This is a genomic window from Actinoalloteichus spitiensis RMV-1378, assembly GCF_000239155.1.
Classification (GTDB): domain Bacteria; phylum Actinomycetota; class Actinomycetes; order Mycobacteriales; family Pseudonocardiaceae; genus Actinoalloteichus_B; species Actinoalloteichus_B spitiensis.
The window spans coordinates 1-14505 of sequence record NZ_AGVX02000009.1 but is presented as its reverse complement, the minus strand read 5'-3'; the positions used below and the strand labels follow the sequence as shown (position 1 = coordinate 14505).

The following is a 14505-nucleotide window of genomic DNA, read 5'->3' as shown; positions in this document are numbered from 1 at the left end:
GGGGACACCGGAGGGGGCCGGGCTGGTGGGGGGACTGCTCACGGGGTGGCTCCTGTCAGCGGATTGGGGGCCGGTAGGTACACCGACTGGGCGTCCAGCGGGGCGAGGACCTCGTCGATGCCGTGGAGTCGGGTCAGCAGGTTGGCCTTGCAGGGGAGGGTGGCCTCGTCCAGCCAGCGCCGGGCCAGCCGGTCGCCGTCCGGCCCGGCCGAGGCCAGGTCGGGCAGCGCGGCGCGCAGCCGGTCGGCGAGCAGTGCCAGGCCGGTCTCCTCCGCGAGCAGCCCCTCCTCCCCGAGGCAGCCGACGACGGCCAACGCCTGGTTGCGGAGCAGGTAGTAGGACAGGCGGTCGTCGACCAGGTGGTCGTCGACGACGGCGAGGGTGCACTCCTCGCTGCGGGTGCGGGCGAGCACGGAGGGCAGCCGGGACGCCGCCAGGTAGTAGCCCTGGTTGTCGCGGAACGCCCCGCCCACGACGTCTCCGCCGCCGTCGAGGCGGACGAGGGTGTTCTGCTGGTGCGCCTCCAGGCCGATCCCGGTGGCGGCGTAGAGGTGCAGCATCGGCACGAGCACCCGGTCGGTGTAGTCGACCACCCAGCGCCGCGCCGCCGAGGGGCCGCGGCCGGCGAGCAGCCCGCCGAGAAGGCTGGGGCCGCATCCCGGCCGGGGAGCCACCAGACCGGCCAGGCAGCGGTGTTCGGCGATGTCCGCCGGGGACTCGCGCACGGCGACGTCGAGTCCGGTGACCTCCGCGCCCCCCGGTCGGCCGGGGTCGTCGACGGCCAGCCAGCCGGGGTCCCGGATGATGCGGAAGTAGGGGTGGGCGCGCCGGGTGGCCTCGCCCAGGCCGGCGTCGAGGAGCCGGTGGACCTCCAGGCCCCGCCGGAGTTCGGTGCGGGTCGACTCGCGTCGCGAGTTGGTCAGCCGCAGTCCGAGCGAGAGCTTCAGCATGACGGGGGAGCCGGGCCGGTAGAGGGTCCGCACGCTCGAGGTGGGCCACCACCGCGCGCCGGCGGCGCCGAGCGGCACGAGGCGGCCCGCCCGCACCATCGCGTCCAGCCGCGGCCGGTGCACGGCGACGGCCGCCTGCCAGGGGTGCGCGGGGACGAGCACCCGGCCGGGCGGCGTGGTCAGGCCGGAGATCTCGGCGAGCAACGCGGCGGTGTCGCGACCGCCCATCGCGGGCGAGCCGGTCACGGCGTCCTGGGAGACGAGGTCGGCGTCGACGGCGAACCAGTGCAGCTGGAACGAGCCCCGCAGCTCCGGTGAGTACCGGGCCGCCTCCTCCTCGGGCAGTCCGTCCCTGCTCTTGGCCGCCGGGTGGTGCAGGTGGCCCAGCACCAGGGACTGCTCGGCGGTGAGGAAGGCGTCCCGGCCGCCGGCCGGGTGCTCGCGGTGGTGGCGGATGAAGCCGCGGACCCGGCTCACCGAGTCGGCCGTCCGCGCCACGAGGTCGGCGACCTCGCCCGGGTCGACGCCGCCCCTGGCCGGGTCGCGACCGGCCTCGCCGTGGGCTGCCTCGTCGGCGAGCAGGGCCGCGACGACGACCGGGTCGGCGGGGCCGTCGTCACCGCCGGCGGCTCCGGTGAGGCGGACCGGCCCGAAGCGGTGCCATTCGGTGGGTGAGCGGCGCAGCACCGGGGCGCGCAGTACGAGGCCGCGGCGCCGCAGCGGCACCACCAGGTCCCCCGAGCCCGGTACGGGAACGGCCTTCTCCCGCACCCAGCACCGCAGCAGGGCCTCCAGGTGGGCGTGCGCGGCCGCCACGCCCGGGTCCGGATCGCACAGCGGGTCGGGGCCGGCGGCTCGCGGCGGACGCGGGTCGGCCTGGTCGGCCACCACGGCCGTACCGGCGGACTGTTCGGTCATGCGTAGCGTTCCTTCCAGTCGGCCTCGGCCCGCGCTCCGGCGTCGAGGACGGCGGCGAGGATCGCGTCGAGGTCCTCGGTGGCGGCGGCCGGGTTGATCAACGTGAGCTTGAGGCTCGTCAGCGGTGCGGTCGGGGCTCCCTCCACGGCGACGGCGCTGCGCCCGACCAGTGCCCGCGCGTCCCGCAGCAGGGTGCGGCGCAGTGCCCCGTTCACCGCGTCGGCGTCGACCCCCGGGGCCGGCAGGTACCGGAAGAGGAGGGTGCTGATCGTCGGCTCGGCCAGCAGTTCGAGGCGGGGTTCGGCGAGCACCAGGTCCCGGGCGTGGTTGGCGAGGTCGTGGCAGTGGTCGACCATCGCGCCGAGCCGGGCTCGTCCGTAGGCGAGCAGGGAGGTGGCGATCTTCACCGCGTCGGGCCGACGGGTGGTCTGGAGGGTGTGGCCCAGCAGGCCGCCGAAGCCCTCGGCCGCGTCGTCCGAGGGGTTCAGGTAGGCGACCTCTCGGGACAGCGGCGCGAAGGAGCCGCCGTCGGCGACGAGGAGGACGCTCGCCGGGGCGGGCTGCCAGCCCAGTTTGTGCAGGTCGCCGGTGATGGAGTCGGCGCCGGTGATGCCCGCCAGCAGGGGGGAGAGCCGGTCGGAGAAGAGGGTGCCGAAGCCGTGGGCCGCGTCGACGTGCAGCCAGAGGTCGTGGTCGGCGGCGATCTCGGCGAGTTCGGGGAGGGGGTCCACGCTGCCGAAGTCGGTGGTGCCGGCGGTGGCGACGACGGCGATCGGGGTGCGCCGGTCGGGGAGGGCGCGGAGTTCGCGGACGAGCGCCTCGGGGCGCATCCGCCGGTGGCGGTCGACCGGTACCGGGTGCACGGCGGACTCGCCGAGGCCGAGCGCCGCGCAGGCGCGGTGCAGGGAGAAGTGGGCGAGTTCGGAGCAGAACACGACCGGCCCGGGGAGCGCCGCCAGGCCGTCCTGGCGGGCGTTGATCCCCCGCCGGGCCGCCGTGGTGTCCCTGGCGAGCAGCAGGCCGAGCAGGTTGGACAGCGAGCCGCCGGGGGTGAGCACCCCGTCGGAGGACGGGCCGAGGCCGGCGAGCCCGGCGAGGGCGCGCACCACCCAGCGTTCCACGGCCACCCCGGACGGGCCGGAGTCGTAGGTGTCGACCGAGGGGTTGGCCAGGGAGACCAGGGCGTCGGCCGCGGCGGCGACGGGCAGGCTCGGTGCCTGGAGGTGGGCGGCGGTCCTGGGGTGGCGGAGGTCGACCCCGAACCCGGACAGCGCGATCGCGAGGCGGCGCAGGGCGGCGGCCTCGCCGATGCCCCGGCCGGGCAGGTGGGGCGGGCCGAGCAGCCGGTCGACGGTGCCGAGGACCTCCGCCGGGTCACCGGCGGGCAGGGGGCGGTTGGGCGGGGTGGCCTCCTCCCGGACCGAGGTGAGGTGGGTGAGGAGCTCCGCCACGGGATCGGACCGCGTCCAGGGGGCGGGGTTCGGGTGGGGGGCCGGGACGGTCAGCAGGGACGCTCGGGCGACCTGGGGCACGGAACCTCCGGCGGTGATCAGGGCGTTCAGGTAACCGAACGGCCACCGTACGTGTTGTTAGGTTAGGCTAACCACAACATCAACATTGTCAAGAAGTGAGTCGAGGCTCACAATCCGTCGCGCCCTGTCGTGATCTTGGTCCGGCGGGGGACTCCTGGCCGCCACCGAGGCGGCAGGGGGTACCCTGACCGCTGATCCAGTGAGATTCGCCGCCTGTCCCCGTGGACGAGCGCGGTGGAGTGTGGCGCCTTCTCACCCCGACGGGCGTTCGGCGCCCGTTGTCGAACATTTCTCGTATTCCCAGGAGGCATGTGTGTCGGCAGGCCAGATCGCCGCTCTCGTGGCTGCCGGCGCGTTCGTGCTGCTGGTGTTGCTGCTGGCCATCCCACTGGTCAAGTTGGGGCGGACGCTGGACGAGGCGACCATCGCCATCCGCAAGGCGCACGAACAGTCCGAACCCCTGTTCACCGAGGCCAACACCACGTTGACCCACGTCAACACCCAGTTGGAGCGCGTGGACGGCATCACCTCGAACGCGCGTACCGTGTCGGGCAACGTCTCCGCGCTGAGCTCCCTGTTCACCGCGACCCTCGGCGGACCGCTGGTCAAGGTGGCGGCTCTGTCCTACGGCGTGAGCAAGGCGGTTCGTCGGCGCGGGAAGAAGAAGGCCGGCGAGGACCGCCCGTCGCGTCGGTCCGGCCGCCGGGGAGGGCGTCGATGAGCAGGATGTTCTGGTTCGGTGTCGGCATCGCCGCCGGCGTGGCGCTCAGCAGGCGCGCCACCGCCGCCGCCCGCCAGGCCACCCCGGCCGGGGTGGCGGCCAACCTCGGCGAGGCGATCAGCGAACTGGCGACCGCCGTGGGTGCCTTCGGCGCGGAGGTCCGCGCCGGCATGAACGAGCGGGAGCGCGAACTGGCCGACGTCGTCGAGGGGCGCACCGGGCTCCCGACCGCCCGGCGGGTCGACGTCGAGTACTCCGCGCGCACGGAGCGGTTCCGCCCGGTCGCCGGCGAGCTCGGCTCGGCCGACACGCCCCGGGCGGTGCGTCCCGCGGCAGCCGACCGGGCGCGGCGCGGACGAGCGCGCCGGGCGGAGAGCTGAGACCGGGCGGCCAGCGCCGCCCGTCCTCCTCCGCCGGCCCCGACCGACCCGACCACCGGCGCCCGCAGCGCCGCACCACGCGAGGAACCCGATCGTGCAGACCCACGAGATCCGCAAGCGTTTCCTGAACCACTTCGAGCGCGCCGGTCACACCGTCGTCCCCAGCGCTTCCCTGATCCTCGACGACCCGACGCTGCTGTTCGTCAACGCCGGCATGGTGCCGTTCAAGCCCTACTTCCTCGGTGAGGCCACCGCGCCCTACCCGAGGGCGACCAGCATCCAGAAGTGCGTCCGCACCGGCGACATCGACGAGGTCGGCAAGACCAGCCGGCACAACACCTTCTTCCAGATGGCCGGCAACTTCTCCTTCGGCGACTACTTCAAGGAGGGAGCCATCGAACACGCCTGGAACCTGGTCACGGGTTCCGAGGCCGACGGTGGCTACGGCCTGGACCCGGACCGGATCTGGGTGACCGTCTACCACGACGACGACGAGGCCGCCGGCCTGTGGAAGCGGATCGCCGGGTTGCCGGAGGAGCGCGTCCAGCGGCGGGGGATGCGGGACAACTTCTGGTCGATGGGCGTGCCGGGACCCTGCGGCCCCAGCTCCGAGATCTACTACGACCGGGGCCCCGCCCACGGCCCCGACGGCGGCCCGGTGGTCGACGAGGACCGGTTCGTCGAGATCTGGAACCTGGTGTTCATGCAGGACATCCGAGGCGAGGGGCCGGGCAAGGAGGGCTACCCGATCCTGGGCACCCTGCCCGCCAAGAACATCGACACCGGACTCGGTGTCGAGCGGCTGGCCGCGCTGCTCCAGGGCGTGGACAACGTCTACGAGACCGACCTGGTCCGTCCGGTGATCGAACGCGCCGAGGCGCTGACCGGGCGCCGCTACGGGACCAACCCGGTCGACGACGTGCGGTTCCGGGTGATCGCCGACCACGCGCGCTCGGGCGTCATGCTGATCGCCGACGGGGTGACCCCCGGGAACGAGGCCCGGGGCTACGTGCTGCGGCGCCTGCTCCGCCGCATCGTGCGGTCGGCCCGCCTGCTCGGCGTCACCGACCCGGTGCTCGGCGACTTCAGCGCGGTCGTGCGGGACGCCATGGCCCCGGCCTACCCCGAGCTGGCCACCGACTACGCCCGCATCGAGGCGGTCATGCGCGCCGAGGAGAACACCTTCCTCACCACGCTGGCCAGCGGGTCGAAGATCTTCGACCTGGCGGCGGGGGAGACCAAGGCCGCCGGCGGCACGACCTTCTCCGGGGACAAGGCCTTCCAGCTGCACGACACCTACGGCTTCCCCATCGACCTCACCATGGAGATGGCCGCGGAGGCCGGGCTCACCGTCGACGAGGACGGCTTCCGCAAGTTGATGGCCGAGCAGCGCGCCCGCGCCAAGGCCGACGCCGCCGCCCGCAAGACCGGCCACGGCGACCGCTCGGTGTACCGGGAGCTGCTGGACCGGGGCGCGACCGAGTTCACCGGGTACGAGGAGCTGGAGAGCGAGGCCACCGTCCTCGGGGTGCTCAGCGAGGGCGTGCGCACCGGGCACGCCGGCGAGGGCGACATCGTCGAGCTGGTCCTCGACCGCACCCCCCTCTACGCGGAGTCCGGCGGGCAGGAGAGCGACGCCGGGACCATCGTGGCCGACGGCCTCGAACTCGAGGTCGTCGACGTCCAGAAGGTGGCGCGCAAGCTGTGGGTGCACCAGGTGCGCGTCCGCCGGGGCGAGCTGGTCGAGGGCCAGCAGGTGCTGGCCAAGGTCGACCCGGAGTGGCGAGTCGGAGCGCGGCAGGGCCATTCGGGCACGCACGTGGTGCACGCCGCCCTGCGGCAGGTGCTCGGCCCCTCGGCGTTGCAGAGCGGTTCCTACAACAAGCCCGGGTACCTGCGGCTCGACTTCGCCTGGCCAGGGGGGCTCTCCCCGGAGACCCGCAGCGAGATCGAGGAGGTCTCCAACCTGGCGGTGCGCAGCGACTTCCCGGTGCACGTGCTGTACACGTCGATGCCGGAGGCGCAGCGGCTCGGCGCGCTGGCGCTGTTCGGGGAGACCTACGACGAGACCGTGCGCGTCATCGAGATCGGCGGTGAGTGGTCCCGCGAGCTGTGCGGTGGCACCCACGTGGAGCGCTCGGCGCAGATCGGCCCGGTCGCCCTGCTCGGCGAGTCCTCCGTCGGCTCGGGCACCCGGCGGATCGAGGCCTACGTCGGGATCGAGGCCTTCCGCTTCATGGCCAGGGAACGCGCCCTCGTGCAGAACGTGGCCGGCATGTTGAAGATCCCGAGCAAGGACGTGCCCGCCCGGGTCGAGAACCTGGTCGAGCGGCTGCGGGCCGCCGAGAAGGAGCTGGAGAAGCTGCGCGCGGCGGCCCTGCTGTCCTCGGCGGGGGAGTGGGCGGCCGCCGCCGAGGACGTCCACGGCGTCCGCCTGGTGGCCAGGGAGGTCAGCGGTGCCTCGGGTGGCGACCTGCGGAACCTGGCCACCGAGGTGCGCAACCGGCTGGGGGCCGGGCCGGGCGTCGTCGCCCTCTTCTCCGGGGACCAGGCCGCCGGCAAGGCCAACTTCGTGGTGGCGACCACCAGCGGTGCCCGCGAGCTCGGCGTGGCCGCCGGCAAGCTGGTCCCCTCCTTCGCCGAGCACATCGGCGGTCGGGGCGGCGGCAAGCCCGACATGGCCCAGGGCGGCGGCGGGCGTCCCGCCGGGATCCCGGACGCGATCGTCGCCCTGCGCGCCGGTCTCGCCGGTGCGGTGGCCGATCGGTGAGCCGCCGGGAGCGGGGCAAGCGGTGGCGGCCGGGTGACCCGGACCGCCCGGGGCACGCCGACGCCGGACCGGGGCGCCGCCTCGGGGTCGACGTCGGCTCCGTCCGGGTGGGCCTCGCGCTCAGCGACCCCGGACCGGTGCTGGCCACCCCGCTCACCACGCTGGCCCGCGACGAGGCGGCGGACCGGGACATCGACCAGCTCGGCGCGCTCGTCGCGGAACACGGGGTGGTGGAGGTGGTCGTCGGACTGCCCAGGACCCTGGCCGGTGACCACGGCGCCTCCGCCGACTACGCCAGGCGCTACGCCGCGAAGATCGCCGAGCGAGTGACACCGGTTCCGGTGAAACTGGCCGATGAGCGGCTCACCACCGTCAGCGCGACCCGCATGTTGTCCGATCTAGGGGTCCGAGGGCGGCGTCAGCGGCAGGTCATCGACCAGGCCGCTGCCACGGAGATTCTGCAGGGCTGGCTGGACGCGCGTGCGGCGGCACTCCGGCCCCAACCGGATACCTGTGAGGAGAACTCGTGAGCGATGACCTGGGCTTGTTCGAGGACGAGGCCGAGGAGGACCGCGCGAGTGACGCCCGAGGGGGCGGCGCGGGCAAGCGGCGGAACAGGAAGTCGGTGGTCACCCTCGCCGTGGCGGTCCTGCTGCTCGGCGTGGTCGGCGTGGGGGCCTACTACGGGGTGCGGGAGCTGTCCGGCATCGGGGGGTACGAGGACTTCGAGGGCGAGGGCAGCGGCAGCGTCATCGTCGAGGTGCCGGAGGGCGCGAACCTGAGCCAGATCGGCCAGGCGATGGTCGACGAGGGCGTGGTCGCCAGCGTCCGCGCCTTCACGGTCGCCGCCGAGCAGGACGCCCGGGCCCGGGGCGTCCAGCCGGGCTTCTACGAACTGCGCTCGGAGATGTCGGGCGAGGCGGCCGTGTCGATGCTGCTCGACGGCGGCTCTCTCGGCCAGGTCGAGATCCGGGGCGGCAAGCTGCTGCACGACGTCGACCTGCCCAACGGCGACGTCGACCCGGGCATCATCTCGCTGCTCGCCCAGGCGAGCTGCCACGAGGCCGACGGGGCCGAGTCCTGCGTCTCCACCGAGGAGCTGTGGGACGTCGCCACCAACGCCGACCTGGCCGAGCTGGGCGTGCCGGAGTGGGCGGTCGGCCCGGCGTCGGCCGCGCCCGCGCCGGAACGGCGGTTGGAGGGCCTGATCCTGCGCGGCATGTACACGGTGCGGCCGGGTTGGGACGCCCAGGAGATCCTGACCCACGTCATCAGCAGGTCCGCGCAGTCGATGCAGGCGATCGGCATGCCGGAGCTGACCAACGAGACCGGCTTCACCCCCTACGAGGTGCTCATCATCGGCTCCCTCAACGAGAAGGAAGCCGTCGAGCGCGACTTCGCGAAGGTCGCCCGCGTCACCTACAACCGGCTCCAGGCCGACCAGCAGAAGCTGGAGTACGACTCGACGGTCAACTACTGGAACAACAAGTCCGCGATCAGGACGCGGCCGGAGGAACGCGCCGACACCTTCAACCCGTACAACACCTACCAGCACCTCGGGCTGCCGCCCACGCCGGTCTCCGCGCCCAGCGTGGAGGCCCTCCAGGCCGCCGCCCAGCCCGAGGAGGGCGACTGGATGTACTTCGTGAAGTGCGAGACGGACGGCACCACCTGCTTCAACTACACCTTGGACGAGCACCAGGCGGACGTGCAGCGGGCACAGGAGGCAGGGGTGTGGTGACGGCTCGTGACGCGGCGCGTCACGCCGCCGTGCTCGGTTCCCCGGTCGAGCACTCGCTCTCCCCGGTGTTGCACGAGGCCGGTTACGCGGCCCTCGGCCTGGAGGGGTGGAGCTACTGGCGCATCGAGTGCGACGAGGTCCGGTTGCCGGGCCTGGTGCGCGGGCTCGGGCCGGAATGGGCGGGCCTGTCGGTGACCATGCCCGGCAAGAGGGCGGCCCTCCGGTTCGCCGACGAGGTCACCGCCACCGCCCGCGCGGTCGGGGCGGCCAACACCCTCGTCCCCGTGGTGGCGGAGGACGGCGGCCCCCGCTGGCGGGCGGACTGCACCGACGTCGCCGGGGTGACCGGGGCGTTGCGCGCCGCCGGCTACCGGCCCGCCGGCGGCCCGGGGCTCGTCCTCGGCGCGGGTGGTACCGCGAACGCCGCGGTGGCGGCGGTGGCGGAGTTCGGGTTGTCCGGGGTGACGCTGGTGGTGCGGGACGCCGCCCGCGCCGAGGAGACGGTGGCCTGCGCGGGCCGGGTCGGGCTCGACGTCGAGGTCGTCACCTTCGACCGGGTGTCCCTGCGCGCGCTGGCCGCCGAGGCCGACCTGGTGGTCTCGACGGTCCCGGCCGGGGCCGCCGACCGGCACGCCGAGCACCTCGCCGTGGCGCGGTGGCTCTTCGACGTCGTCTACGCCCCGTGGCCCACCACCGTGGGCACGGCCGTCGCCGCCGCCGGTGGGCGTCTGGTCACCGGGTTGGACATGCTGCTGCACCAGGCCTTCGGGCAGTTCGAGCAGTTCACCGGTCGGGCGGCGCCGAGGGAGGCGATGCGGGACGCCCTGCGGGCCGCCACCGGCGGCGCGCTGCCGCTGCCGCTGACCCCCGGGGACGCCTGACCCACCCCCGGCGGGGCCGGCGGGCGTACCGTCAGCCGTCCGTGCCGTCGAGGACCCGCACCCCCGGGCCGAGCCGCCCGTCGGCGGCGGTGTCGGCGAGCACCGCGAACAGGGTGTCCCGCAGGGCGCGGGCGGCGTGGGTCGGCGCCGTGTCACCCCGGTGCGCCAGCGCCACCGTGCGGGACAGGCCGGGAGCGGCCAGCGGCGTCCTGCGCAGCCCGGGCCGGTCGGCGAGCACCATGCTCGGCACGATCGCGGCGCCGAGCCCGACCTGGACGAAACGGAGGACGGCGTCCAGCTCGCCGCCCTCGACGACCATGCGCGGTTCGACGCCGGCGGCGCGGAACGCGGCGAGGGTGACCGTGCGGAGGTCGTAGCCGGGCCGGAACATGATCATGGGGTGGTCGGCCAAGGCCCGGACGTCCAGCGGGTGGCTCGGCAGCGGGGTCGTCCCCGACGAGGCGACCACGAGTTCCTCCCGCAGCAGTTCCGTGGTGGACAGGGCGGGGTCGGTGCCGCCCGGGGGAGTGATGATGAGGGCGAGGTCGAGCCGGCCCTGGGTCAGTTCCCGGATCAGGTCCTGCGAGCCGCCTTCCTCCACCACCAGCCTGATCCCCGGGAAGCTCTCGTGGAAGCGCCGCAGCACCGGGGCCAGCACCGTGAGGCAGAGGCTCGGGGTTGCGCCGATCTGGACCCGCCCCCGGCGCAGCCCCACCAGTTCGCCCACCTCCCGGCGGGCCGTGTCCACGTCGGCGGTGATGCGGGTGGCCAGCGGGAGCAGCGCCTCCCCGGCCGGGGTGAGTGTGATGTTGCCCCGGGAGCGGCGGAACAGGGCGGCGCCCAACTCGCCCTCCAGAGCGCGGATCTGCTTGCTCAGCGAGGGCTGCGCCACGTGGCACAGATCCGCCGCCCGGGTGAAATGGCGGGTCTCGGCGACCGCGAGGAAGTAGACGAGCTGCTGGAGGGTCACGGTGTATAGCGTATGGCTACCAACAGCAGAATTTCCATGTATTGGACGCCTCGTGATGTCGGGTCCTACCGTCGCTCCGTGACCCTCACCAGTGGTAAGGCAGCGACGCCTGGCCGCGCCGCGCGGGACCCGCGCCGGACCGGGCCGCTCCGGCGGCTCTGGGCCTCCAGCGTGGGCAAGAAGGCGGTGATGGCCGGCACCGGCCTGATCCTCTTCTTCTACGTCGTGGCGCACATGGTCGGGAACCTGAAGATCTTCTTCGGGGAGACCGCCTTCGACTCCTACGCCCGCTGGCTGCGCGCGATGGGATCGGCCGTCCTCGGCGAGAGCGGAGCGCTGTGGACGATCCGGGTCGTCCTGCTGGTCAGCGTGCTCCTGCACATGACGGCGGCCATCCAGCTCACCAGGCGGGCGCGGGCGGCCAGACCGTCCGGCTACCGCCACCGCCCCCCGGTCCAGGGCGGTTACGCGGCGCGGACCATGCGGTGGGGCGGGGTCATCATCGCCCTCTTCGTCGTCTACCACGTCCTCGACCTCACCGTCGGCTGGCTCAACCCGCACGGCGTGCCGGAGGAACCCTTCCGCAACGTCACCTCCGGGTTCCAGCTGTGGTGGGTCGTGCTCATCTACACCGTCGCGGTCCTGGCCCTGGGACTCCACGTCCGGCACGGGGTCTGGAGCGCGTTGCGGAGCCTGGGCACGGTGCGGGCCAGCCACGGCACCCTCGCCAGCACCACCGCCCTGGTGGTGGCCGTCGTGTTGTGCGCCGGCTACCTGTCCGTCCCGTACGCCGTCCTGTTCGGCCTGGTTGAGTGAGGTTTCCCGTGCGATACGACGAAGGCGAACCGCTGGTGGACCGCGCGGCGCCGGACGGCCCCCTCGAAACCCGGTGGGAACGGGCCCGGTTCGGCACCCGGCTGGTGAACCCGGCCAACCGGAGGCGGCTGCGGGTCATCGTGGTCGGCACCGGGTTGGCGGGGGCCTCGGCGGCGGCCACCCTGGGCGAGCTCGGCTACCGGGTGACGTCCTTCTGCTACCAGGACAGCCCCCGCCGCGCGCACAGCATCGCCGCCCAGGGCGGGATCAACGCGGCCAAGAACTACCGCAACGACGGGGACAGCGTGTACCGGCTGTTCTACGACACCGTCAAGGGCGGGGACTTCCGGGCCAGGGAGTCCAACGTGTACCGGCTCGCCGAGATCAGCACCGCCATCATCGACCAGTGCGTCGCCCAGGGGGTGCCCTTCGCCCGCGAGTACGGGGGCCTGCTGGACACGCGGTCCTTCGGCGGGGCGCAGGTCTCCCGGACCTTCTACGCCCGGGGGCAGACCGGGCAGCAGCTGCTGCTGGGCGCCTACCAGGCACTGTCCCGGCAGATCGCGGCCGGCACCGTCACCATGCACCCGCGCACCGAGATGCTCGACCTCGTCGTGGTGGAGGGCCGGGCCAGGGGAGTCGTCATCCGCGACCTGGTGACCGGGGAGGTGAGCACGCACACCGCCGACGCCGTGGTGCTGGCCACCGGCGGGTACGGCAACGTGTTCCACCTCTCGACCAACGCGAAGGGCTGCAACGCCACCGCGATCTGGCGGGCGCACCGGCGGGGCGCGCTGTTCGCCAACCCCTGCTACACCCAGATCCACCCGACCTGCATCCCCGTCAGCGGTGACCACCAGTCCAAGCTCACGCTGATGAGCGAGTCGCTGCGCAACGACGGCCGGGTGTGGGTGCCGGTGGACCCCGACGAACGGCGCGCCCCCGGCGACATCCCTCCCGAGGACCGCGACTACTACCTGGAGCGCGCCTACCCGAGTTTCGGCAACCTGGTGCCCCGGGACATCGCCTCCCGGGCGGCGAAGAAGGTCTGCGACGAGGGCCGGGGCGTCGGCCCCGGAGGCCTCGGGGTCTACCTCGACTTCGCCGACGCGATCGACCGGCTCGGCCGGGAGGCCGTCGAGACCCGCTACGGCAACCTCTTCGAGATGTACCAGCGCATCACCGGGGAGGACCCGTACCGGGTCCCGATGCGCATCTACCCGGCCGTGCACTACACGATGGGCGGCCTCTGGGTCGACTACGACCTCCAGGCCACCATCCCCGGGCTCTTCGTCATCGGCGAGGCGAACTTCTCCGACCACGGCGCGAACCGGCTGGGGGCGAGCGCGCTGATGCAGGGCTTGGCCGACGGCTACTTCGTGCTGCCCAACACCATCGGCGGTTACCTGGCCGACGGCCCGTTCCCCGAGGTCACCGACGCGCACCCCGACCTCGTGGCGGCACGCTCCGAGGTGGAGGAACGGGTGCGGCGGCTGGTGTCGGTCCAGGGCGACCGCACCGTCGACTCGTTCCACCGCGAGCTGGGCCGCCTGCTGTGGGACCACTGCGGGATGGAACGCACCGAGGAGGGACTGCGGTACGCCCTGGACCGCATCCCGGAGCTCCGCGCCGAGTTCTGGCGCCGGGTGCGGGTGCCAGGCTCGGGGGAGGGGCTGAACCAGTCACTGGAACGGGCCGGCCGCGTCGCCGACTTCCTGGAGCTCGCCGAGCTCCTGTGCCTGGACGCGCTGCACCGGACCGAGTCCTGCGGCGGCCACTTCCGCGCCGAGAGCCAGACCCCGGACGGCGAGGCCCTGCGCCGCGACGACGAGTTCGCCTACGTCGCGGCCTGGGAGCACACGGGCACCGGCACACCTCCCCTCCTGCGCCGGGAGGCCCTGACCTTCGAGCACGTCGAACCGACCCAGCGGAGTTACCAGTGAGATTCACCCTGCGTGTGTGGCGCCAGACCGGGTCGGAGGACGCCGGCCGGCTGGTGGAGTACGACGTCGACGACGTCAGCCCCGACATGTCGTTCCTGGAGATGCTCGACGTGCTCAACGAGCGGTTGACGCTGCGGGGCGAGGAACCGGTGGCCTTCGACCACGACTGCCGCGAGGGCATCTGCGGCATGTGCGGGCTGACCATCAACGGCGTGGCGCACGGCCCCCGGCGGGCCACCACCACCTGTCAGCTGCACATGCGGGAGTTCACCGACGGCGACACGATCGTGGTCGAACCCTGGCGGGCCGCGCCGTTCCCCGTGGTGCGGGACCTGGTGGTCGACCGGGGAGCGCTGGACGAGGTGGTCCGGGCCGGCGGGTACGTGAGCGTGTCCACCGGGAGCGCGCCCGAGGCGCACGCGACGCCCGTCGCGCGGGCCGACGCGGACAAGGCCTTCGAGTCGGCGGCCTGCATCGGCTGCGGCGCCTGCGTCGCGGCCTGCCCCAACGGCTCGGCGATGCTCTTCACCGCGGCCAAGGTCACCCACCTGGGTCGGCTGCCGCAGGGGGCACCGGAACGGGACACCCGGGCGCTGGACATGCTCGCCGCGCACGACGAGGCCGGGTTCGGCGGGTGCACCAGCGCCGGGGAGTGCGCGGTGGTGTGCCCGAAGGGGATTCCGCTGGCCGACATCGCCCAGTTCAACCAGGACGTGCTGCGGGCGACGCTGCGGGGTGCGGGCGGCCGGCCGGGCTGAGCCGGGGCCGGTACGGCGGAACGCACTCCGCGGCGGATACGGGGCGGCCCGCCGACCAGGGTGGTCGGCGGGCCGTTCCGCGTGACCCGGTGGCGCGGTGTCCGGGTCAGTCCGTGGCGGGGGGG

12 protein-coding genes are annotated in these 14505 nt (G+C 73.6%); 9 read left to right on the top strand and 3 right to left on the bottom strand.

What is annotated here, in order from left to right:
• Positions 1–38: 38 nt before the first annotated feature.
• Positions 39–1868: an IucA/IucC family protein gene (locus tag ACTIDRAF_RS0200520; protein ID WP_016696745.1), complete on the bottom strand. Its 1830-nt coding sequence runs from the start codon at positions 1866–1868 to the stop codon at positions 39–41.
• On the bottom strand, positions 1865–3400 hold the full coding sequence (locus ACTIDRAF_RS0200515) for a pyridoxal phosphate-dependent decarboxylase family protein (RefSeq protein ID WP_016696744.1): 1536 nt from the start codon (positions 3398–3400) through the stop codon (positions 1865–1867). Before ACTIDRAF_RS0200515 ends, ACTIDRAF_RS0200520 begins: the two co-directional genes overlap by 4 nt.
• 313 nt (positions 3401–3713) lie before the next feature.
• Between ACTIDRAF_RS0200515 and ACTIDRAF_RS0200510 the strand changes: the two genes are divergently transcribed.
• The 6 genes from ACTIDRAF_RS0200510 to ACTIDRAF_RS0200485 all read left to right on the top strand — a co-directional run bounded on the left by ACTIDRAF_RS0200510 (position 3714) and on the right by ACTIDRAF_RS0200485 (position 9893).
• A complete protein-coding gene (locus ACTIDRAF_RS0200510) occupies positions 3714–4121 on the top strand; it encodes a DUF948 domain-containing protein (protein WP_016696743.1) in 408 nt (135 codons plus the stop codon).
• On the top strand, positions 4118–4501 hold the full coding sequence (locus ACTIDRAF_RS32335) for a hypothetical protein (protein WP_016696741.1): 384 nt from the start codon (positions 4118–4120) through the stop codon (positions 4499–4501). Before ACTIDRAF_RS0200510 ends, ACTIDRAF_RS32335 begins: the two co-directional genes overlap by 4 nt.
• 94 nt (positions 4502–4595) lie before the next feature.
• Positions 4596–7271, top strand: coding sequence for an alanine--tRNA ligase (gene alaS, locus ACTIDRAF_RS0200500; RefSeq protein ID WP_016696740.1), 2676 nt, complete (start codon positions 4596–4598; stop codon positions 7269–7271).
• Positions 7268–7801: a Holliday junction resolvase RuvX gene (gene ruvX / locus ACTIDRAF_RS0200495; RefSeq protein WP_016696739.1), complete on the top strand. Its 534-nt coding sequence runs from the start codon at positions 7268–7270 to the stop codon at positions 7799–7801. The genes alaS and ruvX overlap by 4 nt, the downstream gene beginning before the upstream one ends.
• Positions 7798–9012 (top strand): endolytic transglycosylase MltG, encoded by a 1215-nt coding sequence (locus tag ACTIDRAF_RS0200490; RefSeq protein ID WP_016696738.1) that lies wholly within the window; start codon positions 7798–7800, stop codon positions 9010–9012. Before ruvX ends, ACTIDRAF_RS0200490 begins: the two co-directional genes overlap by 4 nt.
• A complete protein-coding gene (locus ACTIDRAF_RS0200485) occupies positions 9006–9893 on the top strand; it encodes a shikimate dehydrogenase (protein WP_016696737.1) in 888 nt (295 codons plus the stop codon). Before ACTIDRAF_RS0200490 ends, ACTIDRAF_RS0200485 begins: the two co-directional genes overlap by 7 nt.
• A 31-nt stretch (positions 9894–9924) precedes the next feature.
• On the opposite strand, the gene ACTIDRAF_RS0200480 is transcribed toward ACTIDRAF_RS0200485, so the two are convergent.
• Complete coding sequence (locus ACTIDRAF_RS0200480) at positions 9925–10863, bottom strand: LysR family transcriptional regulator (RefSeq protein ID WP_016696736.1); 939 nt, start codon at positions 10861–10863, stop codon at positions 9925–9927.
• 78 nt (positions 10864–10941) lie between these two features.
• Here ACTIDRAF_RS0200480 and ACTIDRAF_RS0200475 point away from each other — a divergent pair, with 78 nt between their 5' ends.
• The 3 genes from ACTIDRAF_RS0200475 to ACTIDRAF_RS0200465 are packed head-to-tail and all read left to right on the top strand — an operon-like array spanning position 10942 to position 14380.
• The gene (locus tag ACTIDRAF_RS0200475; protein WP_245533394.1) at positions 10942–11679 is read left to right on the top strand and encodes a succinate dehydrogenase cytochrome b subunit; all 738 of its coding nucleotides are present in this window, start codon (positions 10942–10944) and stop codon (positions 11677–11679) included.
• Between the two features lie 8 nt (positions 11680–11687).
• Positions 11688–13622, top strand: a complete 1935-nt coding sequence (locus ACTIDRAF_RS0200470) for a fumarate reductase/succinate dehydrogenase flavoprotein subunit (protein ID WP_016696734.1) — start codon at positions 11688–11690, stop codon at positions 13620–13622.
• On the top strand, positions 13619–14380 hold the full coding sequence (locus ACTIDRAF_RS0200465; RefSeq protein WP_016696733.1) for a succinate dehydrogenase/fumarate reductase iron-sulfur subunit: 762 nt from the start codon (positions 13619–13621) through the stop codon (positions 14378–14380). The genes ACTIDRAF_RS0200470 and ACTIDRAF_RS0200465 overlap by 4 nt, the downstream gene beginning before the upstream one ends.
• The last annotated feature ends 125 nt before the right edge of the window (positions 14381–14505 follow it).